Raw genomic sequence first — 17427 nt, 5'->3', positions numbered from 1 at the left:
TTCTATAGTGGTTTTAAATAATGCACACTTTAAAACCTCCATAATTTAAGGAAGTGTTAATTACCCAACACTTCCCCTTTTTTATAAAAAATGAACCCTTACAAGATGAATTACAATCTGCAAGGGTCTTTCCTTTATATTCTAGAGTATTCCTTTAATTGATTCTCTAGCAATTAAATTAGTCTCTATTATGTAGTGATTTCTCTCCAAGTTACTATCATTGAGGCTTCCAATCAAAAGCTTAGCAGCATAATATCCAAGCTTTTCTGCATTGATATCTACAGATGCTAATGGCGGATTTTGATATGCAGCTAATGGAGTATTATTAAATCCCACTAGGGCAACATCCTTTAAGTTATTTTCATTAAGATATTTTAGAGCTCCAAAAGAAAACAAATCATCCGTAGTTACTACTACCTGTGGAATTTCACTTTCTGCTATCAACTTCATGGCATCATAGCCTTCTTCTTCATTGAATTTTATCCTCTGTACTATAAAGCTTTCATTTACTTGAACTCCGTGCACAGAATGAGCCTGCAGATATCCATTTAACCTATCCTTTGAAACATTCCATTCCTTATCTCCGCTTATAAAACCAATCTTTTTGATTCCCTTTTGCAGAAGTTTACTTACCACATTATACATGGCATTAAAATTATCATTGTCTACCCAAAGTACTTCTGAAGTATCCTCTGGTCTGCCAATTACTGAAAATGGAAACTCCATATCCTTTAGGTACTCTATGCATCGATCATTTGCCCTTGCTATTAATAAGATTACTCCGTCTACTAAATTACTTGAAGTAAATTTTTTTACAAGATCAAATTCCTCTTCCTCATTTTTACTAAAAGAATACATAATATAATAACCCATTTTTTGAGCACATATATTTATTCCTGTCATTGCGTTAATAAAGAAAGGGTTTTTAAACAAATCTTCAGCTTCATTAGGCAATACTAGTCCAATTGTCCTTGTAGAGCTTTTCGCAAGACTTCTAGCAATAGCATTTGGATGATAATCCAGTTCCTTTATCACTCTTTGCACTCTTATTTTTGTATCTTCACTTATTCTTGGGCTATTAGCAATAACCCTAGAAACCGTAGATGCTGAAACTCCAGCCTTCTTAGCTACATCCCTTATAGTTACCGACATCTATTTTCACATCCATTCTAGATAGAATAATATCTACATTATTTTAAACATTTATAATTTTATCTTGCTAACTATAATTATTTTCTCATTATTATGTAATTTAGTAAACTATCCTATTTATACCTTTTATAAAATTCTACCAAATTACCTTAATGCAAGTAAATACTTATAATGCATATTAATTTCTTTTGTGATATCTTACATATTTTTTCTACCCATTTTATACAATTTTCTAAATTCGGCATATGGAATATTATTAAAGACCAGCAACTATGCCATTTATATTCAATATCCTTAGTATCTTCAAAAAATAATTTTCTTTGCTTAATGGAATTTTTTGGTGTTATAGTATTAATATAATCACTTTATAGTATTTAGTTTTTTATTTTGGGAGGTACAGGTATGGCAAATCTATCATTAAAAAATATATGTAAAGTATATCCTGGAGATGTTACAGCTGTAAGCGACTTTTCTTTGGATATAGAAGATAAGGAATTTATTGTATTTGTAGGTCCTTCAGGTTGCGGCAAATCCACAACTTTAAGAATGATCGCAGGATTAGAAGACATTTCATCTGGTGAAATTTATATTGACGGAAACCTTGTAAATGACTTAGCCCCAAAGGATAGAGATATTGCTATGGTTTTCCAAAATTATGCCCTCTATCCACATATGACTGTATACGACAACATCGCTTTTGGATTAAAACTTCGCAAAACTCCAAAGAGTGAAATTGATGTAAAAGTTAGGAATGCAGCTAAAATTCTTGATATTGAACATCTTCTCGATAGAAAACCTAAGGCTCTTTCTGGTGGACAAAGGCAAAGAGTTGCTATGGGCAGAGCTATAGTAAGAGATGCAAAAGTATTCTTACTAGATGAACCTTTATCAAACCTAGATGCAAAGCTTAGAAACCAAATGAGGGCTGAAATAGCTAAATTGCACCAAAGCTTAGGAACAACTTTTATATATGTAACTCATGATCAGACCGAAGCTATGACCCTAGGTACAAAAATTGTTGTAATGAGAGATGGTATTATTCAACAAGTTGCCTCACCAACAGAAATATATAATCATCCTTCAAATATGTTTGTTGCTGGGTTTATCGGAAGCCCTCAAATGAACTTCCTGTATGGACATGTTGTTATGGAAAATGAAACTCCTATACTTAAATGTTTAGATAGTAATATGGAATTAAACAAAAATAAAGCTACCATACTTAAAGATAAAAACTATATGGATCAAGAAATGATTATTGGTGTTAGGCCAGAAGATATAAGGCTAGTAGACTCTAATTTAGGTTCGAGTACATTAAAGGGTAAAATTGAAGTAATTGAGAATTTAGGAGCAGAAGTTTTTCTTCATATAACCTCTGAAGACAGAAATCTTATAATAAAAACTACTCCTAAGGAAGGTCTATCTGTTGGTAGCGAATTATATTTCACTTTTAACATGGATAAAATTCATATTTTTGATAAGGAAGAGCAAAACACTATTTTTTAAATTTTTCCTCTAAAATTTAATTAATACCTAAAAAAGCTGTAGCAAATAATTACTACAGCTTTTTAATATATTGCCTTTTATACTATCTTGAATCCGCCTACAATTTCTTCTAAGTTATCTGATGAATATACCATTACTTCAGAAACTTGTTTTAATTGGATAATTTGCCTTAATATATCCTCTACAAGACCAAGAGATTCTTCACTACTACTTGCTCCTTGAAGTGTATTTTTTCTTATCACTTCTGCCATTTTATTTATCTCTATATCTACTTGATTAACTGCAATACTTTGATTATTTGTAATCTTAGATATAGACTCCATGGTTCTAGTTACCTCTGTTATATTATTTGATATTAACTCAAAAGATTTAATTGCTTCTTTAGTACTTATAACAGATTTTTTTACACTTGAATTAATCTGCACAATTGCTTCAGAAGTATTCTTTGTTTCTAATTGAATATTTCTTACAATTTCACTGATAGACGCTGTCGATTCCTCTGTTTCAGAAGCTAACTTTGATATTTCTTGAGCAACTATAGAAAAGCCCTTACCTGCTTCACCTGCTCTTGCAGCTTCAATAGTTGCATTAAGAGATAGTAATTGAGTTTGTTTACTAATACTACTAATAACACTTATAACTTGTGATATTTCATTTGATCTTTTTTGTAATAAACCTATGCTTTTTAATGTTCTCTCCATTATTCTATCAAGTTCTTCCATAGAATTTAATACTTCTTCAGACGATCCATTTGCTTCAACTGCATACTTACTTGTTTTTATAGCCTTTTCAGTAACCTGATTAATTAACTCGTCCATTTCCTTAATGGAAGTAGATATATTATTAAACTGTGCTTTATTATTTTGAATTAATTCATTTTGATTGTTTGTATTTAATAGTAAACTTTCTACAGTCCCAGCTATCACCTTCATACTATTTTTTATATTTTCTGTTAATTCTGAAACTGCTTTTATTGATTGTTTTGTAGTCTTAGCTGATGTTCCAACTCTCTTAACCATATTCATTTGATTATTTATAAATTTATTAAACCATCTAGACAGCTCTCCTATTTCATCTGATGATAGCTTTTCTACCCTTTTAGTTAAATCACCTTCTCCTTCTGCAATCATATGTAATATAGAAACAGTTGTATTTAAAGGCTTTACAATAACTTTTTTAGAAATGAAATATGTTGCTAATGTTATTATAATCCAAGTAGCTATGTCACTAACAATACCAAGATTCCCTACTTTTGCTGTTATTACTCTACTTACTATTAGAAATAACGCTGTTATTATAGATGTAACTAATGGAATTCTTAAATTTACACTTCTGAAATTATATATTTCAGCTATGTCTCCTTCACACATCATTCCCCAAACTTCATTAGAATATGGTGGTCTAATTATTGTTCCCTTTCCTCCAACCATGATGTGTCTATAATCCGGATATCCTGGCCAACAATCTAAATTCTCCTCGTTTTCCATGGTCTTTTGTATACCAGGATGAAGCTTTCCTGTTGCCGGATCATTAAAAATCACTTCAAACTCAGTATGTTTATTTATTTTTACGACTCCCCACTTGCTAGTCTTTACACCATCCTTTAAATTTTCACCCATTGTAAATGTATTATCTTCAAATCTGCTTCTTGATATAGCTGTTCCTGGCAAAATATCTCTATCACTTTTTATCATAAATAGATAATTATCTCCAGAATCTTTATAAATATGAGTATCCTCATCTTGAATTACATTACTCATGTCATCATTCAATACCCTTGTACATAATATTCTTCTCTCATTATTCTCATTTCTATAAGGAATTGAAAACAACAACGTAACTTCATCAAAAAACTTTTTACTAGACAGATTTAAATCCAAGGTTTTTTCATCATTGTATGGTCCATACATAAGGTGATTACCACTTATCCCCTCTTCAAAGTTAGGAAATATGCTCATATCATCTCCTATATGTTTTTGACATGTTGAAATAATAACTTTTCCAGCTTCATTAATAACTAAGAGTTCACTAAAATCGTTGTAATATTTTAGTTTATCCTCAAGCTCTAAATTAATTTCCCTACTGTCTTCATCTAAGCTTTTAATTGTATTCATTGTGGTTTCTAATTGCACCCACTTATCCCTAAACCAATTTTCAAGAGCTTTCTTTCTCCCCCTAGAAATACCCTCAAAAACCATTTCAGAATGGCTTTTTAAGTTCCTATTCAGCAAATAATTTAACCTTAATTTCATTTATAGCCCCCCTTATTTTATAAAAAAAAGAGGGCATCCCCCATTAGGATGTCCTCTTTGACATGTATATACTTTTAAATATATAATATTTATTCTTTGTAGTCAATTTATTTATCAATTTTATTAGATTATTTGCTATCTTGGAGAGCGTCCCAACCTTCTTCTCCAGTTCTAATACGAATAACATTTGCTAATTCATAAATAAATATCTTACCATCCCCAATTTCACCAGTTCCCAAAACCTTTTTTGCGGCATCAACAACTACCTCAACTGGAATTTCACTTACTACTATTTCAACCTTTATTTTAGGAAGCAGATTAACTTCTACAGCTACGCCTCTATAATACTCTTTATATCCTTTTTGCATTCCACAACCTAGTACATTAGAAACAGTCATTCCTGTAACCCCTATATGATTTAATGCATCTTTAAGTTCATCAAATTTATTAGCTCTTGTGATAATATCAACTTTCATAAGCTTCTTATCCATATAACTTACCACCCCCATAAGTTCATAATACTATATACTTAATAGCGTAGTCTACAATTTATACTTCCCTAAAGAGTAAAAAAAATAACCTTAAGTAACTTAAGGTTATTTTTTAATAACTTATTATACATTTAATCCTGTATATGCTCCTTCACCATGTAAGGAAATATCTAATCCTTCTGACTCCTGAGACTCATCAGTTCTTATTTTCATAACAAAACTCATTACTTTTAATATTATGAAGGTTACTACTGCTGCATATAAAGCAACTGATGCTGCTGAAATAAGATGAACTTTCAATAATTCAAAGTTGCCATATATAACTCCATTTGCTCCTGCCGAATTAATATCTTTAGATGCAAATATTGCAGTTCCAATAGCACCCCAAATTCCCGCAACTCCATGGCATCCAAAGGCATCTAATGCATCATCATATCCAAGTTTTGCTTTTAATACTGCTATTGCAAGGAAACTTAATATTCCTCCAACCAATCCCAAGACAACAGCTGACATAGGACTTACATATCCAGCTCCTTGTGTTATGGCCACTAATCCTGCTATAGCTCCACTTATAGTTCCTAAAGCTGTAGGTTTCTTATAAAGAATCCATTCACAAGCAACCCAAGCAATTGCTCCTGCTGCTGCAGAAGTATTGGTGGTTACAAATGCATTAATTGCTACATAATTCATAGAAAGAGCACTTCCAGCATTAAACCCAAACCAACCAAACCACAAAATACCGCCTCCTAGTATTGCCATTGGTATATGATGAGGCTCAGGTTTTCTCTTTTTTCTTTTTCCAATAAATATTGCTGCAACAAGCCCAGAAACACCTGAATTTATTTCAACTACATTCCCACCTGCAAAATCTAATACTCCAAGTTTTTTTAGCCACCCCATATGCTCTCCATTACTTCCCCATACCCAGTGAGCAATAGGATCATAAACTAAGGTACTCCATAAAAGCATAAATATTAAGAATGCTGGAAATCTCATACGCTCAGCAAAAGAACCAGATATTACTGCAGCAGTAATAGCTGCAAACATTAATTGAAATATTACAAATTCTAAGTGAGGAATAGTACTTGCATAATCTGCATTAGGAGTTATTCCTACATTTTTTAGAAAACCCCAATCAAATCCACCGATTATTCCTTTTATGTCTGGCCCAAAAGCCAATGTATAACCTACTATTATCCATTGTATTGAAATAATAGCTAAGGCTGCATAACTATGTACTGTTGTACTTAACACATTTTTACTCTTTACCATTCCACCATAAAACAATGCTAACCCAGGAACCATTAGCATTACTAAGGCTGCTGAAATAAAGACAAACCCCATATCAGCTCCATTTAACATATTCATTTTTCTACCCCCATTTTCAATTAACTTAGCAATTCAACTTAATTTATTTTTTTGCATAAAAAAAGCGCAGACATCCCAAACAATATACACCCCCCAGTGTATATTAAAATTGAAATGAAAACGCCATAGTTTTCCTAAATTTTTATTTATCAACTAGTTCTAATTCTACTTTCATATTTTTTATATGTCAAGATTACTTTCTATATAATTGCCCCTGACTATAATATTTAATAATTTGTTTAATATTTAGTATAATTTTTACTTTATATTAATGTCTGCAGAAGTGTCGCTTATTGCTAATACGTTAAATAGCTTATTAATATCTAAGTTAGTGATAATTCCTTCTTCATCCCAATGATTTTTACATCCGCAATAATTAAGAATTACACATTGAGGGATAAATCCTATACTCTTCGCCTTCATTCCTCCCGAGATGAGATTAAGTACACATACGACACCAATAATGCCTATACTTTTATCTTCAATATTGGTGTTTTCATATATTAGAGATTCATGTGGAATTACAAAAACTTTAACTCCATATTTTTTGCCCATTAATGATAACTTGCTCACAGCACAATCACTTTTGCAGTTAATGCATACATACCCGTATTCTGTTCTTATTCCCCTGCACTCTTCTTCTAAATTGTTTCTCATGCATCCTGGCAAAAGAATTCTCTTTTCATCAGTCTTTAGAAAATCTTCTCTATATATTCTATTGAGTATTTCTGCTCCAACCATATTTAAATGATATTGAACTTCTCTCTTTCCACAATATATAACATCCTCTTTCCAGGTATGACTAGGATAAACTTCTCTTAGAAAGCTCCCTACCCCCTTCGTATAAACGCCTAATGTAATTTTGCTTTTTTCCTCAAATTCATTTGCAATATTAATACTCCTAGTCAGGAATTGGTAAATTTCTTCTTTGTTTTTTGTTTTTAAGTAATTACTCCATTCTTGTAGACACTTAACTTCATATATAAATTCTCCAGTTGCCTTTAACCATTGAATTAGTTTATTTACATTATTAAAAGACCTGGCAACATCTTTTCTCAAGCTCTTATTGTTCTTAGAAATAATGGTAGAAAGAAAGCCTTTTATTTTTATTCTTACTTTTTTCATCTTCTTTCCTTTTACCCTAAAATATACAGTCCTAGTCAATATTGTTTTGGAGAGTAACCTAGATTTTATAGCATTATTAATGTATTCATTCCAAAGCACACCTAAGATTAATATCTCTAAATAATACTCTTCTTTCTTTTTTAGTTTTTTAGGATCAATTCTATTCTGGTATTCCATACGATTTTCTACAAATACTCCTACGTTTTCTTTAACATATCCTATTATCTCTTTTGAAAATCTCTTTATTACATCATAGTATTCTTCAGCTGAATTTTTCTCATCACCCAGATAATATGTTATTACTTTCCCCATATCCTCACCCACTAAAAATATTTACCACCTTTTTACATATCTGCTATATAATATTATTGTAAACTAAAAAGATGCATTGGGGGATACTTTATTTTGAAAACTACCAAAATTGATTTTTTAAATTCATATTACAGAAAACTTTGGTGGCAATCTGATACTAACTTGCTTATCGACCTAAGAAAATATAGTTATTCAGATAAAAAATTCAACGAGAAAGATTTAAATATATTGATAGACACCATGATAAAAAAGCTTCAAACTTTTCCAAAGGAATCTGATAACCAAGTTCTTTGGAAAAATGACTTTAAGAACCATATAGATACTATCTTTAAAGAAAATATATTTTTTAGTGGAATAAGTTCAGAAATGAAAGATGCTTTTCTTATAAGTACAAGTAGATTTATAAAGGAATGTAAGTACTTTGATTCAACCTTGCCATTCACCGATATCGGGCAAGCCCTGCGGAATGTTTGGATAATTAATATTTTTCAAGAGGTATTGGGCAAAAAGATTGAATTTACTAGTGCTATTTTGGGTTACAGCCTTCTTTATCCTTATACAGATAACTTTCTTGATAATACTACTATCTCAATACATAGCAAAAAGACTTTTAATACTAACCTTTACAAACGGCTTGAGGGAGAGTTGATTGCTCCAGCTTCTTCTCATGAAGAACAAGTATTTAACCTTATTTCTTTAATTGAAGCTAAATATAATAGAGAATGTTATCCAAATGTCTATAATTCTCTACTATATATACAAAATGCTCAAGAAAAGAGCTTAATGCAGCAAGGATATAAAAGCATTCCTTATGAAGTGGATATCTTAGATATATCTATTGAAAAAGGCGGTTCATCGGTATTAGCTGATGGTTATTTAATTGATGGAAATCTATCGGACGAAGAAGAAATATTTGCTTATGGATATGGATTTATTCTTCAACTCTGCGATGATCTTCAAGATTTAAAAGATGATTTGGTTAATAATCACATGACTCTAATGTCTCAACTATCTGGCAAGTACCCGCTTGATACTATTGTAAGCAAATTAATTAATTTAACCACTCACATAATAGACTCTTCTACTTGTTTTCGCAGTAAAAATAGTAGTTTCTTAAAGTCATTCATTAAAAACAACTGTATTTTAATGATTCTTTTTGCAATTACAGATAGTAAAAACTTTTTTTCTAAAGATTATATTTCATATATTGAACAATTCTTACCTTACACCCTAAGGTATACAAGGAATTTAAAAAATAAGCTAATGAAGAAACTTAATAAATTAAATATGTCTCTTACTGATTATTCTTTAGATTATATTATTATGTTCTTACTGGAATAGAAAAACCCAATAGCTTGTTAACTAGGCAAGCTATTGGGTTCTTAAATTAATATAAATGTCCCATTTTTTCTTTTTTAGTTTTAAAATATCTTTCATTATGAAGATTTGTCTCCATTACTAATGGAACTCTCTCTACAATATTAATTCCATGACCTTTAAGTCCAACAATCTTTTTAGGATTATTAGTCATTAATCTTATTTTCCTTACTTTTAATTCACTTAAAATCTGTGCACCAATTCCGTAATCTCTCATGTCAGCTGGAAATCCTAATGCTATATTAGCTTCCTCAGTATCCATACCCTCTTCTTGAAGTTTATAAGCTTTAATCTTGTTAATTAAACCAATTCCTCTTCCTTCTTGTCTTAAATATAAAAGTACTCCTTTTCCTTCTTTTTCAATTGCTGCTAATGCTGCTGCCAATTGTTCTCCACAATCACATTTTAAAGAATGAAAAGCATCTCCTGTTAAGCATTCTGAGTGTACCCTTACAAGAACCTCATCCGCTTCATTAATATCACCTTTCACTAGCGCTACATGATGTTCGCCATTTAACTTATTAACGAATCCAACCATTTTGAAATTTCCATAAGCTGTAGGTAGTCCAGCCTCTGCTTCTCTAACAACATAGCACTCACTCTCTCTTCTATATGCAATCAAATCCTCTATTGATATTATACTAAAGTTATTAGTTATAGATAGATCCACCAGCTCAGATAATTTTGCTAAAGAACCTTCATCATTTAACACTTCACATACTACTCCAGAAGGATTTAATCCAGCTAATGTAGCTAAATCAACTATAGCTTCACCTCTTGCTGCTCTTTTAAGCACTCCCCCTTTTAAGGTTCTAATAGGAAACACATGTCCAGGAACCCTAAAATTCTTTCTACTAATACCTGGTTCTATTAACTTCTTAATAGTTAAAACTCTATCCTGAACGTCTACTCCATTTTTTGCTTCTTCATAATCTATAGACAAAGTATAATCCCCTTTGCCCTTTTCAAGAGTCTTTTCTGCTATTTCTGGCAAATTAAGCTCTTCAAGTCTTTCTTCTGTCAATGCGACTGAAATAAGTCCTCCTCCATTTTTTATCATGAAGTTCAAAACTTCTTTTGTAATTCTTTCTGCTGAAGCTACTAAAACCCCTGTATTTTCTTTATTATCATCATCTACTACTATAACTAACTTACCTTCTTTAATATCTTTTATTGCATCTTCAATCTTCGTAAACATATTTTTCCTCCTTTTATTCACCTAAATATATCCTTTAAAAATAACATCATTTCCTACAATCTCATGTTTAACATTTTTTAATACAATAGCATCCTTCATCCTTTCAATTCCAATTCCTCCAACAGGAGTTATAGCATCTTTCCCACCAATAATCTTTGGTGCTATTGCTGCATACACCTTGTTTACAATTCCACTTTCAAATGCTGATGCCAATACTGAGCTTCCACCCTCAATATAGAGAGAATCAATTTTCATTTCTCCTAAAGCTTTAACTATATCCTTAAACTCTATTCTATTATTTTTTTCTTTTATCTTAATTAACTGTACTCCTTTATTAACTAAAAATTTTTCTTTATCTTCTGGAATATTAATTGAAGATATGATTAATGTTTTAGTATCACTATCTACCTTTAAGACATTTGCTTCAGGAGATATATCCCCGTACTTAGATAAAATTACTCTTAAAGGATTTGATATCTGAACACCTTCTAATCTTGTAGTAAGCATAGGATTGTCCTGCCTCACGGTATTTTCTCCTACCATAATTGCCGCAACTCTTTGTCTTAAATGATGGACAAATCTCAAACTTTCTTCTCCACTTATCCATTTAGAATCTCCTGTTTTAGTTGCTAGCTTCCCATCCAAAGTCATTGCCCACTTCGTAAACACAAAAGGTGTTTTAAACAAAGTATAATGCTTATAGATTTCATTTAACTCTTCACATTCTTCCTTTAGTATACCGACATTAACTTCAATACCACTTGATATAAACTTTTCTATATTACTTTTAGTCTTATCAGGATTTAACATTCCAATATATAATTTTTTTATTCCACTATTAACTATTATATCAAACTCTGGTTCAAGGTTTATATATAATTCTGATCCATATATATCTTCTTTTATAGTAGATAACATTTCTTCTATTGCTGATGGGGCTCCATATTCTTTGTGATATCCTTCACCTATTACTCTATTATCTTTTACTAATACAACTCCAACTAATGGATCTGGATTTACAAAACCTACAGCTTTTTCTGCAAGTTCAATAGCTCTTTTCATATAGAATTCCTTCATGATTTTATCCCCCCAAAGAATTCAAAAATTCACTAATATTTTACTTAATGTAGCACATGAAAATTTCGCTGTCAAGTTATTTGATAATTATTATCATCTAATTCGACTTATTCAGTTATCTTTATCCACTTCTCTAGAAGCATATCTAATTTTTCCTGTAAATTTCCCTTTATAAAAAGCCATTTATTAAGCTCTTCATAATCACTTCCAAGCAAACTCATTCTAGCATCTACATCTGTTATTTCCCTCTCAATATCATTTATATTATTCTCCAACTCGTCTATCTGTCTCTTGCTTGGAGTTCTCTCTTTTATCTTTTCAGGTTTTTTTATAGGTTCCTTTTTCTTAACAGGTTCTTGACTTATTTTTCTTAGGCTTTCATCTTTTTTTACCTTGTAATAATCGAAGTCTCCTTCATAGCTAACAAACTGTTTATCACTAAGTTCAACAATCCTGTTGCTAATTTTATTTATAAAATATCTATCATGGGATATAAAAAATATTGTCCCTTGAAAATCTTCTAGAGCCTCTTCTAAGGTTTCTATTGAATCTATATCTAAATGATTTGTAGGCTCATCTAATATTAATAGATTCACATCATTAAATAGGAGTTTGCTTAGCATTAATCTAGTTTTTTCTCCTCCAGATAAGCTACCTACCTTTTTATAAACACTCTCTCCAAAAAACATGAACTTCGCTAGATATTCTCTTGCCTTTCCTTCTAGTATCTGAATGTCTTCTCTAAAGCACTCTAGTATGGTGGTATTCTCATTATTAAATTCAATATTTTGAGGCAAATAAGCTATTCTAACACTTTCACCTAGTTTTATTATTCCGTTATCGATATTCTCATATCCTAATAAGATTTTTAAAAAGGTTGATTTCCCACATCCATTAGCACCAATTAACGCAACTTTTTCTCCATATGAAATATTAAATTCTCCATTAATAAATAGTTCTTTATTCCCAAAGGTTTTTGTAGCCTCCTTAACTTTAATTACCTCTTCTCCAGATCTTTCTTCTAGCATCAAATTAAGCTTAATATTTTTCTTATTTAAATTAGGCTTATTAACTTTATCCATTTTATCTAATCTTTTCTGCATACTAGCAGCTCTCCTAAAGAACTTTCCATTATCCCCTCTGATAGCCCAATCCCTTAAATTCTTTATAGACTTTTCCATTTGGTCTATCTTTTTTTGCTGATCTCTATATGCTTGATATTGCAATAGTAAATCTTCATCTTTCTTTTTTACATAAGAAGAATAGTTTCCTTGGTAGGTAGTACTTTTAAAGTCCTCCAGCTCTACTATACTAGTTGCAACCTTATCTAAAAAGTATCTATCATGAGATACTATAATAATGGTTCCACTATATTGGTTTATATATCCCTCAAGCCATTCCAGCGACTCCATATCTAAGTGATTAGTCGGTTCATCTAAGAGTAATATATCAGGGCTTTCTAATAGTATTTTGCCTAGCATTACTGTAGTTTTCTCTCCTCCGCTTAATATACTAAAAGGTTGATTTAGTATATTCTCATTTATTTTTAATCCCTGCGTAACCTTATTTAGGTTTTCTTCCTTATCATATCCCCCCAAGAGCTCATATCTCTGTTGCACTTCGCTATACTGCTTAAATACTTTTTCTAATTCCTTTTCACTAGAATTACTCATTTTCTTTTCTAACTCAGCTATATGAACTTCCAGCTCATTTATTTCTATAAATGCTGTATTCAAAGCATCTCTTCCTGTATATTCTTCTGGAAAACTTGGAATTTGCTTTAAATATCCTACTTTTGCACCTTTTCTAATGCTTAAGATTCCACCATCAATTTTCTCATGTCCTGATATTATTTCTAATATGGTACTCTTTCCACTTCCATTTCTTCCTACTAAGCCTATTTTCTCTCCTTTGTGTACCTCAAAGCTAACTGAATCCAATACTAAATTTGCTCCATAATACTTCACTAAATCTTTTAACGCTATTTCTATCATATTTCTCTTCCTTTCCTAAATCAGATATAGGTGTTACTTTCCGAATCATTGCTTTAAGAAAGGTTTTTATTTATATAAAACAAAAAATCCGGACAAGTAAACTCCTGCCAGGATTCCATAAAAAAGTATATACTAAGCCATATACTTTTAACCATATAAAAACCGGGCAAGACCACCTTACCCGGATATCATTTCTTATTAATCTAATATATCTGGTAATAGATGAATTACTTGCTTAATGTTGAAAATATACAATTTTAGACGCACTTATCCCGTTAAATAAAGAATTTGCTGAAATTCTTACAGATATTGCTCTAATTTTGTTCATTCTATCAACATAGCAATTATTCATTTTCTATCCTCCTTTTGATATATTTACTAGTATTATACTGTAAAATTTTAGATATATCAACAATATATTTAAAAACATAAAATTTCTATATCTGTACATTATATTATTTATATTTATATTTTGTTCATAAGGGGCTAACATTATGACTAAAAAATCACTTGTGAAGTTATTTATTTATATAAATTTTATCCTATATTTTTTATTCCTATTAATGGACGTATATAATAGGGATTCTTATAATTATGTTTCTATTTGCTTAAAATATTCTACAATATTGCTTTGCTTTGTCTTAAGTTTATTTATAGGAAATGATTGCATTAATAAAAGGGATCTTTTATTAATGCAATCTGCTAGGTTTTTTACACTTTTAGCTGATTTATTCCTTGTTCTTTCTGGCAAACTTTTTTTAGGAGTATTCTTTTTTATATTAGTTCAGTACTCGTATTTATTTAGATGTTTAACTAAAAAATCCTTAATACTTATTTCAATCATAATATCATTGTTTTTGATTCCAATATTTATAGTATTTTCTTATAGGCTCAGTAATCTAAGTCTATTTATAATTGCACTATATTACGGAATATTACTGCTAACAAATTTGATAATAGCCTCAAAGAAATACAAATATCATCGTATAATTTTTTGGGGAATGCTCTTATTTTGTTTATGCGATATTAATGTCGCTCTGTATAACTTAAGTTCTAACTTTAATTTTACTAATATAAACTTTATTCCATTTGGCTTTCTAATTTGGCTTTTTTATTTTCCATCACAATTACTGCTTACCCTTAGCGGATTTAAACCTAGCTACTTAGAAAGACTACTTTAATTCTTTATATAAGGTGTTGTATACTCTGCCTTTCTCTGGATCTATAAGATTGACTTCTTTATAATATATCCTAGGAGTTTTCCAGAGTGAGATTAGTGCTGAAAACAAACTCATTTCATTATATCTTTCAGGCCAGTGTTTAATTATATGTTGTTTAATTAATGGATAGTATTTAGGATTCACTCTTGGAAATAGGTGGTGCTCTGTATGATAGGAAAAATTAAAGTGTAAAATATCAATCCATTTAGGAACCCTTACAGATAAACTATTGATTAAAGGATCATTTATCTCTACTAGCGGATTTAATCTATGATTTGTTGATATATATGCCATTACTATAAAGTTTCCTATTAACACAGGTATTAAATATATAAAGGTCCACTTAGTGATTCCTACATAAAGCAATAATCCAATCCAGACTGTCCAAGGTACTATGAATTGTGCCCAAAGTGTCAACTTTCCTTTTTCTTTAATATCTAGAATATATTCTACAAACATTCTTGTTGAATGAATCGTAAAAGTAATGCTTAGTGATATAAAGCTAACAAGAGATCTCAATTGCAATGGAATTTTATATATTAATACTATAAATGGTCTTTTTAAATACTTCTCTAAACTCATCCACGCATCTGGATCCTTTTCTTCGTTTTGAGTATAGGCATGATGATTCATGTTATGCCACTTTACCCAAAGCTTAGGCCCTACGCTAAGAGGGAAAAAAGCAACGGCGCCTAAAAAGTTTTTAAGCCAAGAAGTTTTAACTACCGAACCATGAAGAATTTCATGACCTAAAAAACCCATTGCTGCAAAACTAAATCCTAGTGCAATTGATATAATAAAATTACTGATTAAATTCATTTTTGTTAAAGCTATAATTAATATTCCTGTTATTATAACTATTAAATATGCAAGCCCTCCCAATAGTCTAGTGGGAGAAGTCTTAAATACCTTCTTAGGTAACTCAGGAATTATTTTGCTTGCATACCAACTTATATTATGAAGATTATTCATTGTCATTTCACCTCTTGAAAATTTAAATTTAAGCTAATACTTTGATTGTCAAAGTATTAGCCTTTAATTAAATGATAATTTTTTTCAATTGATTTGTCAATAATTATTATCTCTTAATATATTTTATCACTTACCTTTATTATATATTCCTTTATTTAAATAAATACTTGAAAACTGTTTGCGAGAAGTGTTGATGGAACTCATCAACACTTCCTGCAAACAGTTTTGTAATGCAAAGAATATATATAACTTACTATTAAAAGAGCCAAGCACCACATTTAATATAAGTGGCGCTTGGCTCTTATTTTCTATTCTACAAAGTTCTTAACCTTAAAGGTACCTGCTGTAAACAAGACTACTGCAAATAAGATTACTACTAGTGATAACCACACATTACCTGTATTTATTGATTGTAATGCCCAATATTGTGGTGTGAATTTTGAAAGAACAGTTATACTCTTAGGCAAATATTCGATTGGCATGAAACTTCCCCCAACAAAGCAAGAAACCGAAATAACTATTTGTAAAACTGCTTGTAACATACTCTCATTCTTAATTATTCTTGATACAAATACTCCAAGACTTAATGATACCAATGATAGTGCTGTTATATTAATTAATATAACTGGAGCTTCGGAAGGATTTCCTAATGAGTTTATAGTTAAGTTTGCTAGATATACAATCCCATATCCTATTGCAGCTAAAATAAACATTGCCACTAAAACTCCGCCAATTATGGTTTTTGAGGTATTTGAGGTAGTAAAGCTTCTTGATAAAATATTTTGTTTCTTAAGTCCTAAAAGCTCTATTGTTATTCCTATGGCTCCAAAAAGTACAAAACTTATTATCATATTAAGCATTACTATATCCCCAGTTGTTTTTGCATTTTTACCAGTAACCTCAATATTAGATTTATTATAGCTTAAATCTTCTAGGGAAACCTTTTGTCCGCTCTTTTCAAATTTTTCTCTTAAAAGCATTTTTGTAACTATTGAATTAGCATTAAACTCAAAATTGCTTTGTCCACCACTTTCTAATTTTACAGCTTGGATTTGTGGTTTTTCTCCCTTGGATATCTTTTCAGTAAAATTCTCTGGAATTTCATAGTATACTGAGATTTGTTTTTTCTTTAGTTTTTCAATCCCTTCTTCTTTAGAATATTCTTTAATCGAATTACTCTTACTATATTCCTTTATAAACTCACTTCCGTAGCTTCCTTTGTCGTTGTTTACTATGATACTTTGATTATCACTACTTGAAAATTTATTAAAAGCATAACCTAGAGCCAAAGTCAAAGTTAGCGGTATTAAAAAGCTTATAGCAAGATTTCTTTTATTTTTTAACATTCTTTTTAAGTTGCTTTTTAGTATTATTAAGAATCTCATA

At 30.5% G+C, this 17427-nt stretch carries 12 protein-coding genes; 2 read left to right on the top strand and 10 right to left on the bottom strand.

Going from position 1 to position 17427, the window contains the following annotated elements:
* Positions 1–141: 141 nt before the first annotated feature.
* Positions 142–1152: a LacI family DNA-binding transcriptional regulator gene (locus tag JK634_RS05610; RefSeq protein WP_202766655.1), complete on the bottom strand. Its 1011-nt coding sequence runs from the start codon at positions 1150–1152 to the stop codon at positions 142–144.
* Between the two features lie 402 nt (positions 1153–1554).
* Here JK634_RS05610 and JK634_RS05605 point away from each other — a divergent pair, with 402 nt between their 5' ends.
* Positions 1555–2655, top strand: a complete 1101-nt coding sequence (locus tag JK634_RS05605; RefSeq protein WP_202766654.1) for an ABC transporter ATP-binding protein — start codon at positions 1555–1557, stop codon at positions 2653–2655.
* Positions 2656–2732: 77 nt separating this feature from the next.
* On the opposite strand, the gene JK634_RS05600 is transcribed toward JK634_RS05605, so the two are convergent.
* The 4 genes from JK634_RS05600 to JK634_RS05585 form a co-directional block, all read right to left on the bottom strand.
* Positions 2733–4907 (bottom strand): methyl-accepting chemotaxis protein, encoded by a 2175-nt coding sequence (locus JK634_RS05600; RefSeq protein ID WP_202766653.1) that lies wholly within the window; start codon positions 4905–4907, stop codon positions 2733–2735.
* A 128-nt stretch (positions 4908–5035) separates the two neighbouring features.
* Positions 5036–5398 carry a P-II family nitrogen regulator gene (locus tag JK634_RS05595; RefSeq protein WP_202766652.1) on the bottom strand — a complete coding sequence of 121 codons (363 nt, stop codon included), beginning with the start codon at positions 5396–5398 and terminating at the stop codon, positions 5036–5038.
* Between the two features lie 123 nt (positions 5399–5521).
* Positions 5522–6766 carry an ammonium transporter gene (locus JK634_RS05590; RefSeq protein ID WP_202766651.1) on the bottom strand — a complete coding sequence of 415 codons (1245 nt, stop codon included), beginning with the start codon at positions 6764–6766 and terminating at the stop codon, positions 5522–5524.
* A 258-nt stretch (positions 6767–7024) separates the two neighbouring features.
* Positions 7025–8203 carry a DUF116 domain-containing protein gene (locus tag JK634_RS05585; RefSeq protein WP_202766650.1) on the bottom strand — a complete coding sequence of 393 codons (1179 nt, stop codon included), beginning with the start codon at positions 8201–8203 and terminating at the stop codon, positions 7025–7027.
* Positions 8204–8296: 93 nt separating this feature from the next.
* Between JK634_RS05585 and JK634_RS05580 the strand changes: the two genes are divergently transcribed.
* Positions 8297–9544 carry a hypothetical protein gene (locus JK634_RS05580; protein WP_207753595.1) on the top strand — a complete coding sequence of 416 codons (1248 nt, stop codon included), beginning with the start codon at positions 8297–8299 and terminating at the stop codon, positions 9542–9544.
* Between the two features lie 46 nt (positions 9545–9590).
* Here the strand turns inward: JK634_RS05580 and ribA are convergent, their stop codons facing one another.
* From ribA to JK634_RS05555, 5 genes are all read right to left on the bottom strand, one after another.
* Positions 9591–10778: a GTP cyclohydrolase II gene (gene ribA, locus JK634_RS05575; RefSeq protein WP_202766649.1), complete on the bottom strand. Its 1188-nt coding sequence runs from the start codon at positions 10776–10778 to the stop codon at positions 9591–9593.
* Between the two features lie 21 nt (positions 10779–10799).
* Positions 10800–11855 carry a bifunctional diaminohydroxyphosphoribosylaminopyrimidine deaminase/5-amino-6-(5-phosphoribosylamino)uracil reductase RibD gene (gene ribD / locus JK634_RS05570; protein ID WP_202766648.1) on the bottom strand — a complete coding sequence of 352 codons (1056 nt, stop codon included), beginning with the start codon at positions 11853–11855 and terminating at the stop codon, positions 10800–10802.
* A 107-nt stretch (positions 11856–11962) separates the two neighbouring features.
* Positions 11963–13849 carry a ribosomal protection-like ABC-F family protein gene (abc-f, locus tag JK634_RS05565; protein ID WP_202766647.1) on the bottom strand — a complete coding sequence of 629 codons (1887 nt, stop codon included), beginning with the start codon at positions 13847–13849 and terminating at the stop codon, positions 11963–11965.
* A gap of 1172 nt (positions 13850–15021) precedes the next feature.
* Positions 15022–16041 (bottom strand): Delta(10) desaturase DesB, encoded by a 1020-nt coding sequence (gene desB / locus JK634_RS05560; protein WP_202766646.1) that lies wholly within the window; start codon positions 16039–16041, stop codon positions 15022–15024.
* 308 nt (positions 16042–16349) lie between these two features.
* Positions 16350–17426: an ABC transporter permease gene (locus JK634_RS05555; RefSeq protein ID WP_202766645.1), complete on the bottom strand. Its 1077-nt coding sequence runs from the start codon at positions 17424–17426 to the stop codon at positions 16350–16352.
* Between the last annotated feature and the right edge of the window lies 1 nt (position 17427).

The sequence above is a fragment of the Clostridium paridis genome, assembly GCF_016765615.1.
Classification (GTDB): Bacteria; Bacillota; Clostridia; order Clostridiales; family Clostridiaceae; genus Clostridium_T; species Clostridium_T paridis.
The sequence above is the reverse complement of the archived record's forward strand: the minus strand, read 5'-3'. Positions and strand labels throughout refer to the sequence as shown.

Bases quoted from the DNA above. Each gene is read 5' to 3' on its own strand.
- JK634_RS05610 (WP_202766655.1), bottom strand. From the start codon at position 1,152: ATGTCGGTAACTATAAGGGATGTAGCTAAGAAGGCTGGAGTTTCAGCA.
- JK634_RS05605 (WP_202766654.1), top strand. From the start codon at position 1,555: ATGGCAAATCTATCATTAAAAAATATATGTAAAGTATATCCTGGAGAT.
- JK634_RS05600 (WP_202766653.1), bottom strand. From the start codon at position 4,907: ATGAAATTAAGGTTAAATTATTTGCTGAATAGGAACTTAAAAAGCCAT.
- JK634_RS05595 (WP_202766652.1), bottom strand. From the start codon at position 5,398: ATGGATAAGAAGCTTATGAAAGTTGATATTATCACAAGAGCTAATAAA.
- JK634_RS05590 (WP_202766651.1), bottom strand. From the start codon at position 6,766: ATGAATATGTTAAATGGAGCTGATATGGGGTTTGTCTTTATTTCAGCA.
- JK634_RS05585 (WP_202766650.1), bottom strand. From the start codon at position 8,203: ATGGGGAAAGTAATAACATATTATCTGGGTGATGAGAAAAATTCAGCT.
- ribA (WP_202766649.1), bottom strand. From the start codon at position 10,778: ATGTTTACGAAGATTGAAGATGCAATAAAAGATATTAAAGAAGGTAAG.
- ribD (WP_202766648.1), bottom strand. From the start codon at position 11,855: ATGAAGGAATTCTATATGAAAAGAGCTATTGAACTTGCAGAAAAAGCT.
- abc-f (WP_202766647.1), bottom strand. From the start codon at position 13,849: ATGATAGAAATAGCGTTAAAAGATTTAGTGAAGTATTATGGAGCAAAT.
- desB (WP_202766646.1), bottom strand. From the start codon at position 16,041: ATGAATAATCTTCATAATATAAGTTGGTATGCAAGCAAAATAATTCCT.
- JK634_RS05555 (WP_202766645.1), bottom strand. From the start codon at position 17,426: ATGAGATTCTTAATAATACTAAAAAGCAACTTAAAAAGAATGTTAAAA.